This window comes from Bradyrhizobium sp. HKCCYLS3070, assembly GCF_051167575.1.
Classification (GTDB): domain Bacteria; phylum Pseudomonadota; class Alphaproteobacteria; order Rhizobiales; family Xanthobacteraceae; genus Bradyrhizobium.
The window spans coordinates 33579-56180 of sequence record NZ_JBNPTI010000008.1; the positions used below are offsets into that span (position 1 = coordinate 33579).

Genomic DNA, 22602 nt, shown 5'->3' on the forward strand with positions numbered 1-22602 from the left:
CCGTTGCGAGGAGAAGCGCCGTGATCGAACGTCTGAGCGCCTCGGTGCTGATCGTGGGCGGCGGTCCGTGCGGGCTGATGCTGGCCAACGAGCTTGGCCGCCGCGGCGTGTCCGCAATCCTGGTCGACGAGAAGCCGGGAACGGCCTTCAACCCGCAGGCCAACGCGACGCAGGCGCGGACGATGGAGCATTTCCGCCGGCTCGGCTTCGCCGACGAGGTCCGGCGCGCCGGCCTGCCCGCGGATTACCCGACCGACGTCGCCTATTTCACGCGCTACACGGCGCATGAGCTGGCACGTTTTCAATTGCCGTCCGCAGCACGCGCGACGGAACTGGTGAAGGGTCTGTCCGGCTCGTGGAGCGCAGCAGAGCTGCCGCACCGGGTGTCGCAGAAATTCGTCGAGGCGATCCTGCGTAGGCACGCGGCGCAGCTTGCGGGCATTCAGTTGCGCTACGGACATCGGTTGATCGGCTACGTCGCGGATGACGGCGGCATTGCCGCCGACGTCGAGCGTGTCAGCGGCGGCGCGCGCTGCGAGGTCGCGGCTGAATTCCTGATCGGCGCCGACGGTCCGCGCTCCCCGGTACGACAATCGCTCGGGATCTCCTACGGCGGAACGACGGGAATACGGCGCGATTTCATGGGCGGCCGCATGCTCGCGGTCTATCTCCGCTCGCCGGAGTTCTACGCCAGTGTCCCGCATGCGCGGGCCTGGATGTATGTCTGCTTCAATCGAGACCGCCGCGCCTTCATGGCCGCAGTGAACGGACGCGACGAGTTTGCCTTCCACACCCAGCTGCGGCCCGGCGAGGACGAAAGCGCGATCACTGCCGATGATGCTAGGACAGCGTTCCAGCGCGCCTGCGGTGCGCCCATTCCCTGCGAGGTGCTTTCGCACCTCACCTGGACCGCGGGTCATGCGCTGGTCGCCGAGCGCCTGCAGCGCGGCCGGGTCTTCCTTGGCGGCGATGCGGCGCATCTGTTCACGCCGACCGGCGGACTCGGCTACAACACCGCGATCGAGGACGCGGTCAATCTGGGCTGGAAGCTCGCGAGCGTCGTCAAGGGAACGAGCCCCGTCTCGCTGCTCGACAGCTACGAGGCGGAGCGCCGTCCGGTGGCGCTGCGCAACACCGGCTACGCGCGCGGCTTTGCGGATTCGCTCGGCCTGTTTGCCGCGGTGCCCGAGATCGAGGACGCGACCGCGGCCGGCGACGAGGCACGGCGCATCGCCAGCGCCTATCTCGATCAGCATGCGCGCGCCGAGTTCAACATCCCCGGCGTCACCTTCGGCGGCCGCTATGATGGCTCACCGATCATCGTCCCCGATGGCACCCGGCCGCCGCCGGATGCGGCCAACGCCTACGTGCCGAGCGCCTGTCCCGGCGGCCGCGCGCCGCACGCCTGGCTGGAGCAAGGTATCTCGCTGTACGACCGCTTCGGCTTCGAATGGACGCTGCTGCGGTGTGAGGGCTGCGACCTCGATGAGGATCAACTCCGTGAGGCCATGGGGCCGCTGCGTGCCGATGTCGAGATCGTCACCTTGCCGCGGGCCCTGCGCGATCTCTACGAGGCCGACCTCGCGTTGATCCGTCCCGATCAGATCGTGGCCTGGCGCGGGAGCGCGGCGCAGGCCGGCCTGCTTCGACGCGTGCTGGCTCGGGCGCTCGGAGGAGATGCACGCACTCACTGAGCGCTGTCTGGCGCGGGTCCGATACCGAGAAGCCATCGATGTCGTGCTGCGGGGGCGTGCCGCAGCATTTGGAACCCGCCGCGTAGTTGCGCGCGGAAGCATTCTGCAGGGCAGCCACGCGGGGCTTAGGAACGATCGTCGGGCGAGGCTCTTGCCGTCGGGACGATCAAGAGCCAACCCCTCGGAGATCAACGATGAGCAGGATGATCCACAACCATCAGACGAAAGCGATCCGAATTGCCATGGCCGCCTCTGCTGTGACCGTGTTGGTGGCCGGCGGCGCGGTCGCCGCTCCGAAAGGTCAGTCGCCCGCCAAGGATCAGCATTTCATGACCGAGGCGATCGAGGGCGACATGTCCGAGGTGAACATGGGCAAGCTGGCGCAGCAGAAGGGGCAGAGCGATCAGGTCAAGCAGTTCGGGCAGGCCTTGCAGCAGGACCATAGCGAGCATCTGCAGAAGGCGCAGCAGCTTGCGAGCCAGAACGGGATGAAGATGCCGTCCGAGCCGAGCAAGAAGCAGAAGGCCATCTACAGCCGGTTGGAAGGCATGTCCGGCGGTCGGTTCGACCAGGCGTTCGCGCAGGCGATGGTTCGCGATCACCAGGAGGATATCAAGAAGTATCAGAAGCAGGCCGCGGCAAACTCACCGCTGTCGGACTTCGCCCAGCAGACCGTGCCGGTGCTGCAGAAGCACCTCGACATGGCGAAATCATTGGCGAAATGACATGGGCCAGAGCGACCACGATGCCTCAGCCTTGTCCGGGCGTCGTGATCGCCAATGATCGCGCCATCTGAAGAACAAGTTTGCCGACCACGAGGCCAATGCAACGCTGGCTGAGACGCTGGCGAAGCAGCCTCGCAAGATGGCCGAGCCGGGACCGGCGGAAAATCGCACGTCGGCACTGCGTGTTCGGCATCGGAGTGTCGTCCGCCCCAGCATTGCCCGACCTTCGTCCGGCTGCTAGCGTTCTCCCATGAGGCACGGGCAAGCGATAAGAAGATGACTGACGTGATGACCGAATCGGAAAAGGCGCAGCAGATCGTGGCTGCGCTGAGGGCGGCGGAGGCGAGCCCGCCGGAAGCGGCACTGCAGACGTTGAACGGCCTGATGGGCCTCGTCCGCAGCCCGAGCGCGGAGCAGCCGCTCGAGGTGGAGGAGGCGCGCTCCGCGGCCTTCATGTCGATCTGCGAGGTCGGCAAGGCACTGCATCGCGGGCAGCCGACGGAGGCGCTGTGGCCGACGGCGCTGTCGGCCAGCGAACGCTGGCTGGCGCTTGCCAAGTGAGCAAGGGCGAGTGAGGACGAGCCAGACCGGTGCGGACCGCATGAGTTGGCGTGCCATGGCGCCAAGCGATCTTGCTGACGTCGATGGAATCGCAGCCCGCGTGCACCCGAACTATCCCGAGGACAAGAGTGTTTTCGCGGAGCGTCTGCGTCTCCACCCTGATGGATGCCGCGTGCTGCGTGGGACCGGCGCCGGCATCGCCGGCTATGTGCTCAGCCATCCCTGGCATCTCGGCCGGCCGCCGGCCTTGAACCGGCTGATCGGAAGCATTCCGTCGGCTGCATCGACCTACTACATCCATGATCTCGCCTTGCTGCCCGCGGTTCGCGGCAGCGGCTCGGCGACCGTGATCGTCGAGGAACTGATCCGACACGCGCGTGCGCTCGGCCTGGAGTCGCTGTCGCTGATCGCCGTCAACGGCTCGACGCCATTCTGGGAGAGGCAAGGATTTGTGGTCGACAAGGCGGCCGCCGCGGATCCGACCGGCAGCTATGGCAGCGACGCGAACCTGATGATCCTGCGGCTCGCCTAAATTGCGCGAGCGTCTTTCGCGGCGGGGGTACAATGCGTAGCGGCCCGGCGATGGGTCGGGCCGCTCGCTGTTCTTGACGTGCTCTATTCCGGCATCGACATCGGCCGCCGCCACATGTCGCGCCGCCGGCTGAAGCGATTGGCGTGCAGCATCCATCCGGTGACAGGCTTGCCGTCGCGGTGACGGCCACCGCTCTCCGCAGCCGCCCAGGCGGCGACGGCGCCGAGCAGCAGCGCGGTGGCCACCGAGAACGCCAGGATGACGGTGCCGGCGCGCGTGCGCGAGATCGCGTTCTTGGCTTCTGCGATCACGCTGTCCACCCGCCGCTCGGCATCGGGAGCAGCGAGACCGGTCGTGCCGCTGACGAGCTGCACGAGATAGCTGCGATCCTCCGGGCTGACGCCATTGTGGCTCGACGCCGTGAGCAGGATGCGGCCGGCCTCGCCGCGTGCGGGGGCGAGATCCGGGCTGGGTGCTCGCCGCGGCGCGCGGAACAGATGGTCGAGCTCATAGCTCAGGATCGATGGTTCATTGGCCGTCGCCGGCGCAGTCAGTGGATTGGTCCGCGTCGCCGCGGACGCGCCGAGCACGGCCAGGATAGCGCCGAGCACGACTGCCAGCGCCCAGGCTGAGACGCCATGCAGGCCGTCGCGCTTTTCGATCTCTTCGCTTTCGGCAAGCCCGTGCGTTGCGCGCAAGCGGCCCGCCATGTAGCCGCCGCAGCCGAAGCTGATCAGCGCCTGCAGCACCAGATAGAGGCCGGACAGGAGCCAGAGCGCCACCGAGGCGTCGCGCCATGTCGGCGCGGTGGAGCTGACACCGAGGCCGACCGACATGGCAAAGCTGATCAGGATCGAAGAGACCGCGGCGGCGGTCAGGGCTCCTGCAACGACCGGCGTCCATTGCAGGGTCCAGCTATCGGCCGTCGCGCTTGAAAGGGGTGATGTGACGACCGGCGCAGTTTCCATGGCCATGATGTCGTCTCAGCGCAGACCGAAGAACGACAGAACGGCCATGATGACCACGATCAACCCCACGAGATAAATCAGTCCGTCCATGATGATCCTCCTCCGGTTCGACATTGGTCGCCGTATAAGCAACAGCGAGGCGCAATGTTCCGTGCACGTATCAGCGTAGGAGGAGAGGACGCGTGACCGCCGGCCTCGGATGGGACTTGCCGCAACAGCTAACGGATCATGAGCCAAAGGATCATGGTGCCGTTGCGCGATGCAATAGAGCAGGGCCAGGGGGGCGTGGCGGCCAGAGATGTCGCCGCCAGCCATGTTTCAATTGTTGCCAGGTTTGGATGGATCGCGCGGCTCATTCCCCGCGCGAGGGCTGACGCAATGACCCGTCAATAGCGTGGGTCGTAGCCGCGCTGCCGGGCATAGGCGTAAGCGGGGTTGATGCCGCAGCCCGCATCGGTCCCCGAGGCCGCCGCCTGGCACTGACGATAGGTGGAGAACTGACAGTTGCCCGGATAGCCCCACATCCTGCCCTGCAGGCAGAAGCGGTCTTGCGCGGCGGAAGCCGGTGAGATCGCGGCGAAGCTCGCGAGGACGGCGGTGGCAGACAGCGAGGCAAATAACAGGCGGCGCATGCGTTTATCCTTGCGTTGAAAAGTACCGTTGCAACGCGAGGGGGCGCAGGCCCGTTCCTCGCGCAACATCAACTGTTTTGTGTCGGCGGCGCTGCGACGCGTTCACTGGCCGACGAAATTGTCTGCATGTTGGCGCTTGCCCGAGTTGGCCTTTTGAAGATCGGAGGAGCCCACCGTTGCGGAGCTTGGCAACGCGCGTCATGGCGTGATGCCGGAACATTCGTCCACCGCTCCGGTTGCTTTTGGCCGCTGGTGATGGACCGATCCCATGTTTCGCCGATCCAAGACGTCAGACGCCGCACATCGCGACTCTTCGAGCGTTTTCGCGAGCCGCCCGCGCGCACCTGGCACCGGCGGGATGCTGGCTCTGCTCGGGTTCGCGTTCCTGATCCACTATTTCGATCAGCGGCCCGAACAGACGGAAGGCTCGGGAGGCGCGCGCCGGTCCGGCGCTGGACACGGCCGGCTGGCGCGTTCGCCCGCGGAGCTTCCCGCGCGCGGCTGGAAGGACGTCCTGTTCCGGGTCTATGAAAACGTGACCGAGCACAGGATCGTTGCGCTCGCCGCAGGCATGACGTTCTACACCCTGCTGGCGATCTTTCCGGCGCTGGCCGCGTTGGTGGCGATCTACGGCCTGTTCTCCGATCCGGCCAAAATCACCGGACATCTGGAACAGTTGCAGGGCGTGATGCCCGGCGGCGCCATCGACATCGCGCGCGACCAGTTGACGCGCGTCTCTGCCAACGGCCGTCAGGCGCTGGGCATCACCTTCCTCGTCAGCCTCGCGATCTCGCTGTGGAGCGCCAATGCGGCGATGAAGTCGCTGTTCGACACGCTCAACATCGTCTATCGCGAGCCCGAGAGGCGCGGCTTCATCAAGCTGAACGCGATTTCGCTGCTGTTCACCGGCGGCGCGATCCTGTTCGCGCTGCTTGCGATCGGCGCCGTCGTCGTGCTCCCGGTGCTGCTGAACTATCTCGGCATGTCCGGGGCCGGCGACCTGGTGCTGCGGATCGGCCGCTGGCCGGCGATCTTCATCTGCGTCGCGCTCGGACTGGCCCTGATCTATCGCTACGGGCCGGACCGCGAGGAGCCCAGATGGCGCTGGATCAGTTGGGGCAGCGCGCTGGCGGCGGCGCTGTGGCTCGCGGGCTCGGCGCTGTTTTCCTGGTATGCGGCGAATTTCGGCAGCTTCAACGCGACCTACGGCTCGCTCGGCGCCGCCATCGGCTTCATGACCTGGATCTGGATCTCCGCCATCGTGATCCTGATCGGTGCTGAGCTCGATGCCGAATTGGAGCATCAGACCCTGCGCGACACCACCACCGGCGCCGCACAGCCACTTGGCACCCGCGGCGCCACGATGGCTGACACGGTGGGCCGTGGGAGCTGATCTGCCGTCGGCTGAGAATGCAGGTGCGATCGGCTCGGCCATGCGAGATGCCGCACGGGGATCGCAACGCACGGGGCCCGCGCCACGGCGATCTCGTGGAACCGCCCGCCTGAGACGGAACCCGGGAACCCGAGGCGGATCCGCTGTGTTCCTATCGGGTCGTCGCGAAGCCCCGAATTGTCGGGTTCGCTGCGGCGTCGTCTCGATTGTCACGACGGAGCTTATGCATGACGGAGCAGCCTGTTCGCGGAAGCGACGAGGGTGGGCCCAGGGATCTGCCGCGCATTTCCACCGGAAGTGAAGGCCTCGACGACATTCTCGGCGGCGGCTTCGATCCCAATCGCCTGTATCTGTATGAAGGCCGTCCCGGCACCGGGAAAACCACCATAGCGCTGCAGTTCCTGCTCAAGGGCGCAAGTTGTGGCGAGCGCGTGCTGTACATCACGCTGTCGGAAACCCGGCGCGAGCTGGAGGTCGTGGCGCGGCGCCATGGCTGGTCGCTCGCCGGCGTCGACATGTTCGAGCTGGTGCCGCCGGAAACGACGCTCGACCCGGAGCGCGAGCTCACCGTGTTCCATCCGGCGGAGGTGGAGCTCAGCGAGACCACCGGTCTGATGTTCAACGAGGTCGAGCGCATCAATCCCAGCCGTGTTGTGATCGACAGCCTGTCGGAGCTCCGGCTGCTGGCCCAGAGCCCGCTGCGCTATCGCCGCCAGGTGCTCGCGCTGAAGCACTTCTTCACCAAGCGCAACTGCACCGTCGTCCTGCTCGACGACCTGTCATCCTCGCAGGACGACCTGCAGCTCCACTCGGTCGCGCATGGTGTCGTGATGCTGGAGCAGCTCGCGATCGAATATGGCGCGGAGCGCCGCCGGTTGCGCGTGATCAAGATGCGCGGCATCTCGTTCCGGGGCGGCTTCCATGATTTCACGATCGCCTCGGGCGGGCTCAGGATCTTTCCGCGCCTGGTCGCCGCGGAGCATCACCGATCCTTTGCCGGCGATTTCACCTCGAGCGGCAACGCCGAGCTCGATCAGCTTCTGGGCGGCGGGCTGGAGCGCGGCACCAATGCGCTTCTCATCGGTGGGGCCGGTGTCGGCAAATCCTCGGTGGCGCTGATCTACGCGATCGCGGCGGCCCAGCGCGGCGAGCACGCCGTCTTCTTCGCGTTCGACGAGGGCCGCGGCACCGTGGAAGCCCGTGCCCGGACGCTCGGCCTGCCGCTCGAGCGCCATATGGAATCCGGGCGCATCCATTTCCAGCAGATCGACCCGGCCGAGCTGTCGCCGGGCGAATTCGGCGCCATCGTTCGGCAGAGCGTCGAGCAGGACGGCGCCCGCCTGATCGTCATCGACAGTCTCAACGGCTATCTCAACGCGATGCCCGACGAGCGCTTTCTCATCCTGCAGATGCATGAGCTGCTGACCTATCTCGGCCAGCAGGGTGTGCTGACCATCCTCGTGCTCGCGCAGCACGGTCTGGTCGGGCCGATGGATACGCCGCTGGACATCAGCTATCTCAGCGATGCCGTGCTGATGCTGCGCTATTTCGAGGTGGGAGGGGCGGTGCGACGCGCATTGTCGGTGGTCAAGAAGCGCAGCGGTCACCACGAGCACAGCATCCGCGAGTTTCGCCTGAGCAGCTCCGGCATCACCCTCGGCCCGCCGCTCAGGGAATTCAGCGGAATATTTTCCGGCAATCCGCGCTTCACCGGAACGGACATCCCCGACATGGACGTGCGGGATGGGCATTGAGCGAGATCACCGCGTCCTCGTCTTCGCGCCGATCGGGCGGGACGGGCCGGCATCGGCAGAGCTGCTCCGCAGTGCAAGAATCGAGACGACCGTCTGCTCTGACCTCACGCAGCTGCTCAGTGAGTTGAGCGCAGGCGTGGGCACGGTCTTCGTGGCCGAGGAAGGGTTGTTCGCAAAGGACACCGCCGCCCTCACGCAATGGGTCGAGCGGCAGCCGGCCTGGTCCGATTTGCCCTTCATCGTGCTCACGAGTCACCGCGAGCAGAGTGCCGTCGTCACGTGGCGGCGCAATCTGGTAAGCGCGCTGCGCAATGTCTCGCTGCTCGAACGGCCGATTCAGCCGATCACGCTCACCAGCGCCGTTCAATCCGCGCTGCGGGCGCGACGTCGTCAATACGAGATTCGCGCTCTCATCCAGGCGCGCGAGCAGGCGGCGCAGCAGCTCGAGCAACTCGTCGTCGAGCGGACGCGGGCCCTCGCGGAGTCGAACGAGCATCTTCGCATCGAGATGGCCGAGCGCGCGCGGGTCGAGGAGACCCTGCGCCAGACGCAGAAGATCGAGGCCATCGGCCGGCTGACCGGCGGCGTCGCGCACGACTTCAACAATCTGCTGATGGTGATCTCCGGCGGGCTCGACATGCTCGACCGCCAGAGCGATCCGGCGCGGCGTCGCCGCCTGATGGACGGCATGATCCAGGCGGCGCAGCGCGGCGCCAGCCTGACCCGCCAGCTGCTCGCGTTCTCGCGCCGGCAGGAGCTGCGGCCCGAGCCGGTCGACATCGCCCGCCAGATCGGCGGCATGCGCGAGCTGCTCGACCGCAGCCTGCGCGGCGACGTGCACGTCGAGTTCGATTTCCCCGAGGCGCTCTGGCCAGTCGAGGTCGACCCCGGCGAGCTCGAGCTCGTCGTGCTGAATCTCGCCGTCAACGCTCGCGACGCGATGCCGACCGGCGGCACGATCGTGGTTCGGGCCGAGAACCTCCGCAACGTGCAAGACGATCAGATCGCCGGCGACTACGTCCGCCTGTCGGTGATCGACACCGGCACCGGCATGACGGAGGAGGTTCGCGTCCGGGTGTTCGAGCCGTTCTTCACGACCAAGGACGTCGGCAAAGGGTCCGGCCTCGGGCTGGCCCAGGTCTATGGATTCGTCACCCAGTCACGCGGCACTGTCCGCATCGACTCCGAGCCGGGCAAGGGGACGACGATTGCCCTCTACCTTCCGAGGTCAGAGCACGCGGCGTCCAGGGAGCCGCACCATCTCCTCGATCTGCAGCGGCCCCAGGCCCGCCGGCGCAACGAAGGCCGCGTGCTGCTGGTCGAGGATGACGATGAGGTCGCTGCGCTCGTCGGCGAGATGCTCCGCCAGCTCGGCTATGAGGTGACCCGCGCCTCCAGCGCCGCCGCGGCGCTCGGTGCGCTGGCCGACGGACGAATCGTCGATCTCGTGTTCTCCGATGTCATGATGCCGGGGGGCATGAACGGTGTCGAGCTGGCGCGCGAGATTCAGAAACGGCGCGGCGACATGCCGATCCTGCTGACCAGCGGCTATTCGGGCGCTGCCGTTCACGCCGCCAAGGAGGCGGGCGTCCGCATCCTGTCGAAGCCATATCGCATCGACGAACTGGCGACCGCACTCGATGCGGTGAAGATGGACCACGTCTGGTCGCAGGCGCGCATCTCGTGATACGGGGGCTGATGGCGAGCTGCTGATAGCGAGCTGCGGTCTCGGACCTCTCCAGTTCGCGATCAACCGCGCTCGATCAGCACCGAAACCGTGACATGCCCGACCTCGCCGTCATCGGAGCTGACCTTGAGGCGGACGTTCGTGGAGGAGAGATCGAGCCGGTCGCGCGCGATTGCAAGCGCGGTGTCCGCCGTCTGCATCAGCACCGTCTCGACATCATCGAAATCGACGCCATCGCCGCGCATTTCGCCAGGACTTGTCACATAGAAGCGCATCTCGTTCGTCCTGATCTGCCGTCACCCGAAGGCGGGAGCCGTCGATCTGGTGGAGATATGCGGGATCGAACCCTCCAGCAGCCACGACCATCTCAAAATCGAACATTGTGACAAGGTTCCTGCGGATGTCCGGAACACCCTGAACGCGGAACTCCTGAAGCACCCGCTTCACATGCACCGTGCTGAGAGCGAGGGCTTCGGCGAGCGCAGGCTCGTAATCGGGAACTGATACTCGTTGTCGCCGACAAGACCGACCTCCGCCAGGCGTTGTCGCAGCTCAGCGACGAGATGCGCCACGCGTGCCGCTGCCGAGCCAAAGCCGAGGTGCCGCGGTGTCGATGGTGTTCAGCTCGTGCCGTCGCAACCGGCGGGTCAGGATCGTCATGGGATGCCTGACCCGCTCGCGATGGCGAAGCTCAAGACCATCGGCTTGAGGCAGGGTCTGCAGGACCGGAGGCGATCATCGAAAACGGCCGAATGCGAGGTCTGTTCCTCGCGGATCAGTTTTTTGCCGGCAGCCAGCCGCGACCGAACCGGTGCTCACCGCCGGTCGTCCATCCAATTGACAGATCCGCAGGCGGTACAATTGAACAGACGCGCCGCTTCGCCGGTTCGTGGGTTCAGGATGCTCTGAACCGCGCGCGCCGGTTGTCCGCAGCCGCGGCAGCGCGCCGGCTCGGTCCGACCGCTGTGGGAGTCACTGCTCTGATCCGACACGTCTGCCATGGCTGCCCCGAAACGGACGAGAGCGGGCGGTGGATCAGGTCGACCGCGCACGCCGGTCTGAGATGGGAGTGGGGGCGCCCGACGCTGGCCTTTTCTGGTCGATCCGCGGTTCCCCGCACCCGGCCGCGCTGCGATGACCCGCCGAGAAAATAGATGGCGTCGGTGTCGGGCCGCCGAGCCTTGCATCGTCCTCTGCGAAGGACACGGAGGATTCCAGACATGACCCCCAGAATAGTCACCGCGGACGAATGGACCGAAGCGCATCGCGCCCACCTCGCCCAGGAGAAGGCCTTCATCAGGCAGCGCGATGCGCTGGCTGCCGCCCGCCGGGCGCTGCCGTGGGTGCGGGTCGAGAAGGACTACGTCTTCCAGGCGGGGGACGGACCCGTCAGCCTGGGCGATCTGTTTCAGGGACGGAGCCAGCTGATCGTCTATCATTTCATGATGGCGCCGGGCGATCCGCACCGCTGTCCCGGCTGCTCGTTTCTGTGCGACCACATCGACGGCGCCAACCAGCACCTCCGCCACCACGACGTCAGCCTGGTCGTCGTGTCGCGTGCGCCGCTCGCCGAGATCGCGCCGTTCAAGGCGCGCATGGGCTGGGCGTTCGACTGGGTGTCATCCGAGGGCAGTGATTTCAACTTCGACTTTCAGGTCTCGTTCTCGGACGAGCAGATCGCGACGGGCAAGGCCGCCTACAATTTCTCACCCTTGACGAGCAGGTCGCCCGAGCTCCCGGGCCTGACCGTGTTCACCAAGGACGACGCCGGCAACATCTTCTGCACGTTCCAGGTCCGCTCCCGCGGCGGCGATCCCCTGATCGGCGCCTATCACTATCTCGATCTCACGCCCAAGGGCCGCAACGAGACCGGCCGCGGCAACCTCTCCGATTGGGTGCGCCTGCACGATGAATATGAGGAAAGCGGCGCGCGAGACTGTCATTGCGGCCGGTAGATCGAAACGAGCAGGGCGGATCAGCGCAGCGTGATCCGCGGCGCCGTCAATGCCGCCATGCGGACACAGGAAATCGTGAAGGGTCCTCATAGGATCGATGCCCGGTCGGCGGACTTGTCGCGCGTGATGACGCATTCGAGGAGGCTTCCATGCGCCGAGCCATGTTGCGACTGACGATATCAGCCCTGGTTTTTGCCTGCGGCACCGCCGCCGCTCTGGCGCAAAGCCAGACCACGCCGGATCAGCAGAAGACGCAGCCGCCTGCGATGGCCCCGGGAACCGGCTCGCCGATGGGCGGCATGATGGGGCATATGCCCGGCCCGATGGGACGCGGCGGGATGGGCGGCGGCGTCATGGGCCCGGCATTGATGCGCATGGTGTTCGCACTTGTCGACGCCGACGGCGACGGCACGATCTCGCTGCAGGAATTCCAGGCGGCGCATGAGCGCATCTTCAAGGCCATGGACAGCAACAAGGACGGCAAGTTGACCCGGGAAGAGATGCAGGCGTTCATGCACGGGCCGCAATGACCGGCGTCAAACCGGCGTGATGGCCGGGCCTGCGCTGGCGCGAGTCCGGCAAGTGCGGCCATTTCGCTGATCTCGATCAAGTGCCCGCCGCACGGACGCGCAACAGTGCCGCCGTCAGATCCGATCGCCGCGTGCGACGAACTGCGTCGACGCGGCGGCAGACCAGCCGGAAAAGAGGCGAGCATGACCTACTATTTTGCCAAAGCGGTCAATCTATCGTTCGACGCGGCGATCGAGCGGGTGACGGCCGAGCTGAAGGCACGCGGCTTTGGCGTTCTGACCCGCATCGATGTGCAGGCGACGCTGCGCGAGAAGATCGGCGCCGACTTTCGGCCCTACACCATCCTGGGCGCCTGCAATCCGAAGCTGGCGCATGAAGCATTGCAGGCGGAGAGCCGGATCGGCACCATGCTTCCCTGCAATGTCATCGTCCAGGAGATCGGCGGGAGGGTCGAGGTCGCCGCCGTGAATCCCGTCGCCTCGATGCAGGCCATCGAGAACGCGGCGCTCGCGACGCTCGCCACAAAGGTTTCTGACGCCTTGAAAGCGGTGGTCGAGGCGGTCTAGCTCTGCCGTCCAACGGGACCACCGCTGATCGGAGGATCGCCGGCCCAGGTGCATGACGACACCAGGGATGATGGACCGCGGTGATCGCATGCTTCCGCAGCAGAGCTGCGGCAGGCATGCGATCGACCGACTTGACGCCCCACGATCTCCGCGCCACGCGCCCGATTGTCGACGCTCCGGGGGCCGCAGCGCAGCTTCCGCGCGACGTTATTGTATGTCGGACGTCATGTCACAGCGGTAGAACTACGGAAAAGCCGGAATTCTCAACGCGCTTTAACGAGAGTGGAACAAGTTGCATCAATTTTTGCGCAGACATGTCGCCGGGCGCGCGGGACGATCGTCGTCGCCGCCGACCATCTGCAAACGAACTATTCATCTGGAGGTTATCTTGTTGTTTCGATCGAACAGCCGCTCGGACGCGGAAGCACAGCTTGCAGCAATCAGTCGCGCGATGGCCGTGATCGAATTCCAGCTCGACGGCACGATCATCACCGCGAACAAGAACTTCCTGAACGCACTCGGCTATCAGCTAGAGGAAATCCAGGGCAGGCATCACAGCATGTTCGTGGAGCCTTCCGAACGCGACGGTGCCGCCTACCGCGAGTTCTGGGCGGCGCTGAGCCGCGGCGAGCTCAAGGCCGCCGAGTTCAAGCGCATCGGCAAGGGCGGTCGCGAAATCTGGATCGAAGCGTCCTATAATCCCGTCCTCGACAGCGCCGGCAAGCCGGTGAAGGTCGTCAAGTTCGCGACCGACATCACCGAGAAGAAGCTGCGCAGCATGGCCGACGGCTCCAAGCTTGCCGCCATCGATCGCGCGCAGGCCATGATCGAATTCAAGCTCGACGGCACCATCGTCAGTGCCAACAAGAATTTCCTGGACGCGCTGGGCTATCGCCTCGACGAGATCCAGGGCAAGCATCACAGCATGTTCGTCGAACCCGCGCTGCGCGACAGCGCGGCCTACCGCGAGTTCTGGGCAGCTCTCAATCGCGGCGAATATCAGGGCGGCGAATACAAGCGCATCGGCAAGGGCGGCAAGGAAGTGTGGATCCTTGCCACCTACAATCCGGTGCTGGATGCGACGGGCAGGCCAATCGGGGTCGTCAAGTTCGCAACCGATGTCACCGCGCAGAAGCTGACGAACGCCGACCTCGCCGGCCAGATCGAGGCCATCGGCAAGTCCCAGGCCGTGATCGAGTTCAACATGGACGGTACGGTCATCACCGCGAACGACAATTTCCTGCATGCGCTCGGCTACACGCTGGCCGAGATCCGGGGCAAGCATCACAGCATGTTCGTCGAACCGTCCGAGCGGGAGAGCGCCGCCTACCGCGACTTCTGGGCCAGCCTGAACCGTGGTCAGTACCAGTCGGCCGAATACAAGCGCATCGGCAAGGGCGGCCGGGAGGTCTATATCCAGGCCTCCTACAATCCGATCCTCGACCTCAACGGCAAGCCGTTCAAGGTGGTCAAATACGCGACCGACGTCACCCGGCAGGTCTTCGTTCGCATGGGCAACGAGCGCGTGCGCGCCATGATGGAATCGGTGGCGGCGGGCGCGGAGGAGCTCAACGCGTCCGTGCGCGAGATTTCCGAAGCCATGACGAAGTCGCGCGAGACCGCCATGGGCGCGGTGGACCGTGTCACCTCAGCCGATGCGCAGGCGCAGCGGCTCTCGGATGCCGCTCAGTCGATGAGCGGCATCGTCGAGATGATCCACAACATCACCGGCCAGATCAATCTGCTGGCGCTGAATGCCACCATCGAGTCCGCCAGGGCCGGCGAAGCTGGCAGAGGCTTTGCCGTGGTTGCCTCCGAGGTCAAGAACCTTGCCACCCAGGCAAAGACCGCCACCGACAAGATCGCGACCGAGATCGACAGTCTCAACAATATTTCCGGGGGCGTCGTCACGTCTCTCGGCTCGATCAAGCAGGCGATCCAGAACGTCAGCGAGTATGTGACGTCGACGGCCGCCGCCGTCGAGGAGCAGAGCACCGTCACGAGCGAGATGTCGTCCAGCATGGCGCGCGCCGCGGCCGAGGCTCAGGCTCTGGCCGAGCGCGCCGCGGCTTGAGGTCGGATCGGAAAGCACCGATCGCGCGGCGGCCTGTCAATCCAGGCCGCCGCGCCGTTGCAGGCAATGCCGCCGCCCCGCACGTCATGCGCCTGTCGTCTTCGCCGAATTCCACCTTTCCCATCGGGGCGATCCGTGGCTGATATCCTCGCATTTCCCGCCCGGGCCCCGTTGCGGATCATCGACGCGAGAGCAGAACGGCGGCGCGATGCGGTGGTCACCAGCGAGATCGGACGGCTGCGGCGCGAATTGGAGGCTTGGCGAAGCGCGGTCGACAATCTGGACCGGTGCATCAGGTCGGATCCGGCCCTCGCATCGCTTGCGGCCGAGTGCGACAAGATCCGCGACCTGATCTCCGTCACCGTGGGCAAGCTTGAAACATTGCTGTAAAACCGGCCGCCCCAGGGGGCGCGAGGAGTCGTGGTCAGGCTGGGACCGGCTGCTCCGGGCAGTTCGTCAGGCGCGCCGGCGTGCCCACGGCGGTGCAGCCCGACGGCACATCGGTGGTGACGACGGCACCGGCGCCGATCTTGGCAAAATCACCGATCGCGACGTCGCCCAGCACGGTCGCGCCCGAGGCGAGCAGCACGCCGCGGCCGATCCGCGGGGCGCGGCCGGGCAGCGCGTCGGGTCGTCCGATCGTAACGTTCTGCAGAATGGTGACGTCGTGGCCAATGCTGCTGTGGGCGCCAATGACGATGCCGGTAGCATGATCGAGAAACACCGCGGTCCCGAGCCGCGCCGAGGGATGGATGCTCACCTGCAGGGATGTTGACGAGTCCGCCTGCATCAGGAGCGCCAGGTCGGGTTGCCCGTTGCTCCAGAGCCAGTGCGCGACGCGATGCGCCTGCAGCGCGACGTAGCCTTTGTAGTTCAGCAGCGGCGGCAGCAGCGCCGTCGTCGCTGGATCCTGCGCCGCGATCGCCCCGAGGTCGCGACCCGCCGCCTCGACGAGCTCAGGCGCGGCGGCATACGCCTCGCGCGCGACCGCGGCAAATCGGGCGCGCGCGGCATCGCCACTGCCGAGGCGGATGCCAATCTGCTGCGCGACGGCGCTGCCGAGATCAGAATGATCGAGGATTGCAGCCGACAGGGCGCGGCTGAACACGGGATCGGCCGCGGCGATGCGCCGGGCCTCGTGCTGGATCGACGACCAGAGCTCGGGACTGGATGGGTGTGTGTCGGCCATGGCAAAGCCTGCTCGATAACAGGTGACGGCGACAATATAGCCTGACCTGCGCGTTGCAGAAACCTGGACGACGCCTCGCGGGCGTCGTCATCCGATGTGGCCGGCGACGATCCACGCCGAAGGTCGCAGTCCGTTCAGTTCTGCGCCGTCCGCGCCGCTGCGGCGGCGACGCCCGCACCGATCAGAAGGGTGCCGCCCGCCTTGTTGAAGATGCTGATCACCTTCGCGCTCCGTACGAGCGCGCGGGCGCGCGAGGCGATCAGCGCATAGCCGACGGCGTTGGCGAAGGCGAGCACGACGAAGGTCGATTCGAACACCACCATCTGCGTGAGGAAGCTGCCGTTCGGACTGAGGAACTGCGGCAGGAACGCGACGAAGAAGGTGATGCTCTTCGGGTTCAGCGCCGTGACGATCCAGGCGTGACCGAGCATCTTCAGCGCCGAGGTCCTGTCGGTCCGCGGCACGGCGTTCAGCGCGCCGCCGGCCTGCCACAGCTTGATCCCAAGCCAGACGAGATAGGCCGCGCCGATCCATTTCAGCACGGTGAACAGCAGCGCCGAGGTCGCCAGCAACGCACCGACGCCCAGCATGGACAAGGTCATGGCGGTGAAGTCGCCCAGCGCGACGCCGAGGGCCGTCGGCAGCGCGGTTCGCCACCCCTGGCCCAGCGCATAGGAGACCACCAGCAGAACCGTCGGCCCCGGGATCACCAGGAGGATGATGGACGTTCCCGCAAACGCGAACAAAGTCTCGATCGTCATGCTGATCGTCTCTCGCGAGGACATATGCGACGTTGGTATATCGAGGCGGATAGGGCCGCAATGATCTTTGTTGCGAGAGCCGCTTCGCCGTTTTCCTCGACGATCACAATCCGTCTGCCAACGCAAGACGTGTCATGAACGACCTTCGATCACTGCGGCGCTCCAAAAAAAGCGCTTTCGCTTTTCCAGAAAATGTGCTCTACTGCATCCATCCTGCTTCGCCACGAGGGGCGTATCGCGATCGTCACGACACGTGAGGCGGGGAGGCGATGGCCGCTTATCTGCCGCAGCGTGCTTGCACGCGGACGAACGGCAGCCGGCGGACGTGAAGTCGTGTGGTCCTGGCGCCGCGACGCTGGCGCTAAGCTTTCGGGCGATGAGTCCGAGGGCGACGGTGGCTAAAGAGCCGTACACCGGGGAGATCACGGTATAAGCGTGAAGACCATCGCGCGGGGAATGCCGGGATGTCTCGGCTGAACCTGTGGTTCCTGCCGCCTGCATTTTTTTCGCAGGCGGGCCATGGGGGCGGCCAGCTCCCGGCATTCCCTGCGCCCTCGTGTTTCGCGAGGGGTCGTCGATCCCATCAGCCCGGGCGCGTTGCGTCGCGGGATCTTGCCGATGCGCGCCAGAAGGCTCAGCCGGCGCGCGCGAAACAGAACGAGCGGGAGGACGCCTCCGTGCGCCGACGAGCGACCTGCCCAGTGGCCGTTTGCCCAGCGCGCGGGTGCTCGCGCCGCAGCCGGATTTGATCTACACGGGGGCGTTTACGATGGACCATTCATGACGTCTCGCGTGCACCGGTGCGTGGGACAATCCGGAGTTGCATATGTCGCCCAGCCAAGCATCGCCCCTGACACTCGTTGTCGAAACGGCCGAGATCCTGACCTCGCTCGGCGTCGCGCCGGAGCGGCTGCGCGGTGGGACGCGCGCCGCCCGTTCGCCGGTGACCGGCGAGGTGTTGGCCCATGTGCATGACGACAGCAGGGCCGATGCGACCGCGGTGATCGCGCGCGCGCATGCCGCGTTCTTGCAGTGGCGGCTCAAGCCGGCACCGAAGCGCGGCGAACTGGTGCGGCTGTTCGGCGAGGAGCTGCGCGCCCACAAGGCCGCGCTCGGCCGCCTGGTCTCGATCGAGGCCGGCAAGATCGTCTCCGAGGGGCTCGGCGAGGTCCAGGAGATGATCGACATCTGCGACTTCGCCGTCGGCCTGTCACGCCAGCTGTATGGCCTGACCATCGCCACCGAGCGCGCCGAGCACCGGATGATGGAGACCTGGCATCCCCTGGGGGTCACCGGCGTGATCTCCGCCTTCAACTTCCCCGTGGCGGTGTGGGCCTGGAATGCAGCGCTGGCGATGGTGTGCGGCAACAGCGTCGTCTGGAAGCCGTCGGAGAAGACGCCGCTCACCGCGCTCGCGACCGACGCGTTGCTGGCGCGCGCGCTGCAGCGTTATCGTCGCGGGGGCGGCGAGGCGCCGGAGGGGCTCGCCGGCCTGCTGCTCGGCGGCCGCGCGGTCGGCGAGATGCTGGTCGACGATGCCAGGGTGCCGCTGGTGTCGGCGACCGGATCGACCGCCATGGGGCGCGTCGTCGGCGCTTGTCTTGCCGGCCGCTTTGCCCGCGCGATCCTCGAGCTCGGCGGCAACAATGCCGCGATCGTCACGCCCACGGCCGACCTCGATCTCACCCTGCGCGCCGTGGCGTTCGCGGCGATGGGCACCGCGGGCCAGCGCTGCACCAGCCTGCGCCGCCTGTTCGTGCATGCCGACGTCTACACCCAGCTCGTGCCGCGGCTGAAGCAGGCCTACGCCTCGGTGGCGATCGGCAATCCGCTGGAGCAGGGCACCTTGATCGGCCCGCTGATCGATCGCGGCGCCTACGACGCCATGCAGGACGCGCTGAGCGCCGCGCGGGATCACGGCGGCCGCGTGTTCGGCGGCGAGCGCGTCGCGGTCGGCGGCTTTGCGGAGGCGTACTACGTGCGGCCGGCCCTGGTCGAGATCGAATCGCAATCCGGTCCGGTCGAGCGCGAGACGTTCGCGCCGATTCTCTATGTGATGCCGTATCGCGATCTCGATGCCGCGATCGAGCTGCACAATGCGGTGCCGCAGGGGCTGTCGTCGTCGATCTTCACCAATGATCTGCGCGAGGCCGAACTGTTCGTGTCGTCGCGCGGCTCCGATTGCGGCATCGCCAACGTCAATATCGGCCCCTCGGGCGCCGAGATCGGCGGCGCGTTCGGCGGCGAGAAGGAGACCGGCGGCGGCCGTGAGTCCGGCTCGGATTCATGGAAGGCCTATATGCGCCGGGCCACCAACACCGTGAACTACGGCCGCAGCCTGCCGCTGGCGCAGGGCGTCAAGTTCGACCTCGGCTGATCGATGCGATGGGGCTCTCTCATCGGCGGAACCGCTTCGCTGCGTCGTGCGTTGCGCGCTGATAAGGAGATGCACCATGGCAACGAAGAAGAAAGCCTCGACCGCAAAGTCAGCGCGCGGACGCAACCAGGATCGCGCCCGCGTCGCGGGTGGACAGGACCACGAAGTCCGCTACGAAGCCAAGAAGAGCGGCCGCTCGGCGTCCGCGGTGAAGAAGGCGGTCAAGAAGGTCGGCAACAGCCGCAAGAAAGTCGAGCGCAAGCTGACGCGCCAGTGACGTCAATGCTGCTTCGGCCGCTCCGGCGGCCGAAGCGATCCCCTCGCCCAGCGGAGCGCCTTGGGCGAGTGCAGCGGATCGGGCCCATCGCAGGTCGGACAAGCAAGCTCGCGGCGCCCGCCCTTGCCCTCGCGAACCGCGAGCGCACGGCCGCAGGTCGGGCATGGCTTGCGCAGCAGCCACGGGACCGGATGATTCGGCATGATTGCGTCTCCCGGTGGAGGCCTCAGGCTAGGGCATCTCGGGGTAGCTACGGAATCACTTATTTGAATCACGGCGGATATTCCGGCTCTCCGTGCCGTGAACAATCAGGGCAGGTGTCGCCGGTCGCGGCCAGGACGGCCTCGATCGCCGCGAGCGCGTCCGAACTACACAAGCCGCGTGGCGGATCGTCGCGTGCGATGCGAAGCGCCCGCGCCAGCGCATGCGGGTCGCCGCGCTCGCGCATCCAGCCGTGCTGTTCGCATTCGACGATCGCGCCGGCCTCGCGCAGGGTGGCGACCGCCCAGCGCTCGAGACGCTGGCTCGCGGAATGGTGTGTGACGGCAGTCTGCATCGGCCACGCTCTCCCGCCGGGAGAATCCATGAATCGGCTGGCGTATCCAGGCCCGTCCTGCAGGGCAGGGATTCCAAAATGGAGGGGCTGGCTTGCCGCGGATTATTCGGCGGCCCGGCTTGAGATCGCGGCGCGCTGGGGCCATCCTTGATGGAGTTTGAGTGAAACGGATGCAGACCGGAATGCAGATCAGGGCCAACGAGGATTTGCTGCTCATCATCGATGTGCAGAACGATTTTTGTCCCGGCGGCGCGCTCGCCGTGGCCGACGGCGATGCCGTGGTGCCGGCGATCAACCGGCTGAGCGGGATGTTCGATCACGTCGTCCTGACCCAGGACTGGCACCCGGCGGGACACAGCTCGTTCGCCTCGAGCCACCCCGGCAAGGCGCCGTTCGAGAGCGTCACGATGCCCTACGGGCCGCAGACCTTGTGGCCGGACCACTGCATCCAGGGCACGCCGGGCGCCGCCTTCCATGCCGAGCTTGCGACCGACAAGGCGCAGCTCATCATCCGCAAGGGCTTTCGTGCCGCGATCGATTCCTACTCGGCGTTCTTCGAGAACGACAAGACCACGCCCACGGGCCTCGCCGGCTACCTGCGCGAGCGCGGCCTGAAGCGGGTTTTCCTGGTCGGTCTCGCCACCGATTTCTGCGTGCACTATTCGGCGGTCGATGCGCGGCGGCTCGGCTTCGCGGCCATCGTCATCGACAACGCCTGCCGCGGCATCGACCTCGGCGGCTCGATGGCGGCGGCCAAGGCGCAGGGCGCGGAGGCCGGGGTCGAGCGGATCGCCGAGCTGGCGTAGCGACGATGGACTACGCCGCCGCGCCGATGGTCGGCTCGGCGATGGCGCCGGCGACGCGGACGCGGACGCGCAGCGCGTTGCCGGGGAGGTAGGCGATCGGCATGTCCTCGACATCGACCGTCTTGAGCGTGTCGCGGTCGGCGCCGGCCTGCACCGCGCGCTCCTCGGCGATGGCCCGCGCCGCCGCGATGGCCTCGTCGCGGGTCAGGTCGCGGAAGACCTGGTCGGCCTCGCCGGAGACCTGGGCGATGGCGGCGCCGACCGCGTTGGCGCAGTCGCCATGGTCGACGCGCACGATGGTGGAGATGCCGGCAAGGCGCTCCGGCACCAGGAAGGCGCCGCCGCCCACCGCGAGCAGCGGCACGTCGCCGGCCTCGGTCTTCATGCGGTCGATGTCGCCCTCGAGCTTGCGGTGGGCGTCGGCGAGCGCGGCGTCGATCAGGCTTTTCGGCAGATGCGCGACGCGCGATCTGTCGCCGATGTCGATCAGCCCCGCCGCGACCGCGATGTCGGTCGCGGTCAGGCGGTTGCCGCCAAACACCAGCGCGTCGGATGTCAGCCGGTATCCGACGCTGAGCGGGCCGACGCGGACCGGATCCTGCTCGACATGGCTGCCGCCGCCGAGCCCGATCGAGAGCAAATCGGGCATGCGGAACAGGGTGCGGACGCCGCCGACCTCGACGACGGTGTTGGCCTCGCGCGGAAAGCCGTGGCGCAACTGGCCGATGTCGCTGGTGGTGCCGCCGACGTCGACGACCATGGCGTCGTCGAGGCCGGAGAGATACGCGGCGCCGCGCATCGAGTTGGTGGCGCCGGAGGCGAAGCTCATGACCGGGAAGGCGGTCGCGATCTCCGCCTGCATCACGGTGCCGTCGTTCTGCGTCAGGAACAGCGGCGCATCGATGCCGGACTCCGCGATCGCCTTGCGGAAGGCGGCGACCGTCGTGACCGCGAGGTCGTGGAGCGCGGCATTGAGCAGGGCGGCGTTCTCGCGCTCCAGCAGTCCGATGCGGCCGAGGTCGTGCGAGAGCGTGACGGCCACATCAGGGCAGATCTCGGCGAGGATTTCCCGCGCCGCGATCTCACAGCTCGGGTCGAGCGGCGAGAACGACGAGGCGACCGCGACCGCGCGCAGGCCCTTGGCCTTGATCGCGCGCGCGGCGGCTTTCAGGCCGCCGATGTCGAGCGGCATGAATGGGCGGCCATCATAATCGTGGCCGCCTTCGAGCATGAAGGTCTCGCCGCTGACCAGCGCGGCGAGATCGCCCGGCCAGTCGCAGAACGGCGGCAGCGAGGCGGAGGCGGGCATCCCGATGCGGATGGCGCCGATCTTCTGCAGGTGCCGCCGCTGCACCACCGCATTGATGAAATGCGTGGTGCCGATCACCACCGCGTCGACCGGCACGGCCGCCGCGGGATTTTCTCGCAGCGCCTTCAGCGCCGCGAGGATGCCGGAGGTGACGTCGGCGGTGGTCGCAGCCTTGACGGAGTGGACGACATGGTCGTCGGCAATCAGGACGGCGTCGGTGTTGGTGCCACCGACGTCAATGCCAATCCGCTTCAT

23 protein-coding genes are annotated in these 22602 nt (G+C 66.7%); 15 read left to right on the top strand and 8 right to left on the bottom strand.

Going from position 1 to position 22602, the window contains the following annotated elements:
* Window positions 1-77: 77 nt before the first annotated feature.
* The 4 genes from ACQR03_RS23080 to ACQR03_RS23095 all read left to right on the top strand — a co-directional run bounded on the left by ACQR03_RS23080 (window position 78) and on the right by ACQR03_RS23095 (window position 3512).
* On the top strand, window positions 78-1694 hold the full coding sequence (locus tag ACQR03_RS23080; RefSeq protein WP_434841967.1) for an FAD-dependent oxidoreductase: 1617 nt from the start codon (window positions 78-80) through the stop codon (window positions 1692-1694).
* Between the two features lie 194 nt (window positions 1695-1888).
* Window positions 1889-2419, top strand: a complete 531-nt coding sequence (locus tag ACQR03_RS23085; RefSeq protein ID WP_410052275.1) for a DUF4142 domain-containing protein — start codon at window positions 1889-1891, stop codon at window positions 2417-2419.
* Window positions 2420-2707: 288 nt separating this feature from the next.
* A complete protein-coding gene (locus ACQR03_RS23090) occupies window positions 2708-2980 on the top strand; it encodes a hypothetical protein (protein ID WP_315715796.1) in 273 nt (90 codons plus the stop codon).
* A 55-nt stretch (window positions 2981-3035) separates the two neighbouring features.
* On the top strand, window positions 3036-3512 hold the full coding sequence (locus ACQR03_RS23095; protein WP_316187358.1) for a GNAT family N-acetyltransferase: 477 nt from the start codon (window positions 3036-3038) through the stop codon (window positions 3510-3512).
* Window positions 3513-3595: 83 nt separating this feature from the next.
* Here ACQR03_RS23095 and ACQR03_RS23100 read toward each other — a convergent pair whose 3' ends face one another.
* Together ACQR03_RS23100 and ACQR03_RS23105 are read right to left on the bottom strand one after the other, a co-directional pair.
* Window positions 3596-4486, bottom strand: coding sequence for a hypothetical protein (locus ACQR03_RS23100; protein WP_434841911.1), 891 nt, complete (start codon window positions 4484-4486; stop codon window positions 3596-3598).
* Window positions 4487-4866: 380 nt separating this feature from the next.
* Window positions 4867-5112 carry a DUF3551 domain-containing protein gene (locus tag ACQR03_RS23105; protein ID WP_315715474.1) on the bottom strand — a complete coding sequence of 82 codons (246 nt, stop codon included), beginning with the start codon at window positions 5110-5112 and terminating at the stop codon, window positions 4867-4869.
* A 358-nt stretch (window positions 5113-5470) separates the two neighbouring features.
* Here ACQR03_RS23105 and ACQR03_RS23110 point away from each other — a divergent pair, with 358 nt between their 5' ends.
* The 3 genes from ACQR03_RS23110 (at window position 5471) to ACQR03_RS23120 (ending at window position 9946) form a co-directional block, all read left to right on the top strand.
* Window positions 5471-6505 (top strand): YihY/virulence factor BrkB family protein, encoded by a 1035-nt coding sequence (locus tag ACQR03_RS23110; protein WP_315828053.1) that lies wholly within the window; start codon window positions 5471-5473, stop codon window positions 6503-6505.
* Window positions 6506-6732: 227 nt separating this feature from the next.
* Window positions 6733-8259 carry an ATPase domain-containing protein gene (locus ACQR03_RS23115; protein WP_316171948.1) on the top strand — a complete coding sequence of 509 codons (1527 nt, stop codon included), beginning with the start codon at window positions 6733-6735 and terminating at the stop codon, window positions 8257-8259.
* Window positions 8249-9946, top strand: a complete 1698-nt coding sequence (locus ACQR03_RS23120) for a response regulator (RefSeq protein ID WP_434841912.1) — start codon at window positions 8249-8251, stop codon at window positions 9944-9946. The genes ACQR03_RS23115 and ACQR03_RS23120 overlap by 11 nt, the downstream gene beginning before the upstream one ends.
* A gap of 62 nt (window positions 9947-10008) precedes the next feature.
* Here ACQR03_RS23120 and ACQR03_RS23125 read toward each other — a convergent pair whose 3' ends face one another.
* Window positions 10009-10221 (bottom strand): hypothetical protein, encoded by a 213-nt coding sequence (locus ACQR03_RS23125; RefSeq protein ID WP_434841913.1) that lies wholly within the window; start codon window positions 10219-10221, stop codon window positions 10009-10011.
* 945 nt (window positions 10222-11166) lie between these two features.
* On the opposite strand from ACQR03_RS23125, the gene ACQR03_RS23130 reads away from it, so the two are divergent.
* From ACQR03_RS23130 to ACQR03_RS23150, 5 genes are all read left to right on the top strand, one after another.
* The gene (locus ACQR03_RS23130) at window positions 11167-11901 is read left to right on the top strand and encodes a DUF899 domain-containing protein (protein WP_316171945.1); all 735 of its coding nucleotides are present in this window, start codon (window positions 11167-11169) and stop codon (window positions 11899-11901) included.
* 149 nt (window positions 11902-12050) lie between these two features.
* Window positions 12051-12431, top strand: coding sequence for an EF-hand domain-containing protein (locus tag ACQR03_RS23135; RefSeq protein ID WP_434841914.1), 381 nt, complete (start codon window positions 12051-12053; stop codon window positions 12429-12431).
* A gap of 183 nt (window positions 12432-12614) precedes the next feature.
* On the top strand, window positions 12615-12998 hold the full coding sequence (locus ACQR03_RS23140; protein ID WP_316171943.1) for a DUF302 domain-containing protein: 384 nt from the start codon (window positions 12615-12617) through the stop codon (window positions 12996-12998).
* Window positions 12999-13449: 451 nt separating this feature from the next.
* Window positions 13450-15072, top strand: a complete 1623-nt coding sequence (locus tag ACQR03_RS23145; RefSeq protein WP_315715483.1) for a methyl-accepting chemotaxis protein — start codon at window positions 13450-13452, stop codon at window positions 15070-15072.
* A gap of 135 nt (window positions 15073-15207) precedes the next feature.
* Window positions 15208-15462, top strand: coding sequence for a hypothetical protein (locus ACQR03_RS23150; protein ID WP_434841915.1), 255 nt, complete (start codon window positions 15208-15210; stop codon window positions 15460-15462).
* A 34-nt stretch (window positions 15463-15496) separates the two neighbouring features.
* Here the strand turns inward: ACQR03_RS23150 and ACQR03_RS23155 are convergent, their stop codons facing one another.
* Both ACQR03_RS23155 and ACQR03_RS23160 read right to left on the bottom strand, forming a co-directional pair.
* On the bottom strand, window positions 15497-16261 hold the full coding sequence (locus tag ACQR03_RS23155) for a serine O-acetyltransferase (RefSeq protein WP_434841916.1): 765 nt from the start codon (window positions 16259-16261) through the stop codon (window positions 15497-15499).
* Between the two features lie 134 nt (window positions 16262-16395).
* Window positions 16396-17022, bottom strand: a complete 627-nt coding sequence (locus ACQR03_RS23160; protein WP_316171940.1) for a LysE family translocator — start codon at window positions 17020-17022, stop codon at window positions 16396-16398.
* An 826-nt stretch (window positions 17023-17848) separates the two neighbouring features.
* Between ACQR03_RS23160 and amaB the strand changes: the two genes are divergently transcribed.
* Both amaB and ACQR03_RS23170 read left to right on the top strand, forming a co-directional pair.
* Window positions 17849-19399, top strand: a complete 1551-nt coding sequence (gene amaB, locus ACQR03_RS23165; RefSeq protein ID WP_434841917.1) for an L-piperidine-6-carboxylate dehydrogenase — start codon at window positions 17849-17851, stop codon at window positions 19397-19399.
* 76 nt (window positions 19400-19475) lie between these two features.
* Window positions 19476-19676 (top strand): DUF3606 domain-containing protein, encoded by a 201-nt coding sequence (locus ACQR03_RS23170; RefSeq protein ID WP_315715488.1) that lies wholly within the window; start codon window positions 19476-19478, stop codon window positions 19674-19676.
* Between the two features lie 2 nt (window positions 19677-19678).
* Here ACQR03_RS23170 and ACQR03_RS23175 read toward each other — a convergent pair whose 3' ends face one another.
* Together ACQR03_RS23175 and ACQR03_RS23180 are read right to left on the bottom strand one after the other, a co-directional pair.
* A complete protein-coding gene (locus tag ACQR03_RS23175) occupies window positions 19679-19879 on the bottom strand; it encodes a hypothetical protein (RefSeq protein ID WP_315715489.1) in 201 nt (66 codons plus the stop codon).
* A 68-nt stretch (window positions 19880-19947) separates the two neighbouring features.
* The gene (locus ACQR03_RS23180; protein ID WP_315715490.1) at window positions 19948-20232 is read right to left on the bottom strand and encodes a hypothetical protein; all 285 of its coding nucleotides are present in this window, start codon (window positions 20230-20232) and stop codon (window positions 19948-19950) included.
* A gap of 170 nt (window positions 20233-20402) precedes the next feature.
* On the opposite strand from ACQR03_RS23180, the gene pncA reads away from it, so the two are divergent.
* Complete coding sequence (gene pncA, locus ACQR03_RS23185; RefSeq protein WP_315752148.1) at window positions 20403-21038, top strand: bifunctional nicotinamidase/pyrazinamidase; 636 nt, start codon at window positions 20403-20405, stop codon at window positions 21036-21038.
* 10 nt (window positions 21039-21048) lie between these two features.
* Here the strand turns inward: pncA and ACQR03_RS23190 are convergent, their stop codons facing one another.
* Window positions 21049-22602: a hydantoinase/oxoprolinase family protein gene (locus tag ACQR03_RS23190; RefSeq protein WP_316202488.1), complete on the bottom strand. Its 1554-nt coding sequence runs from the start codon at window positions 22600-22602 to the stop codon at window positions 21049-21051.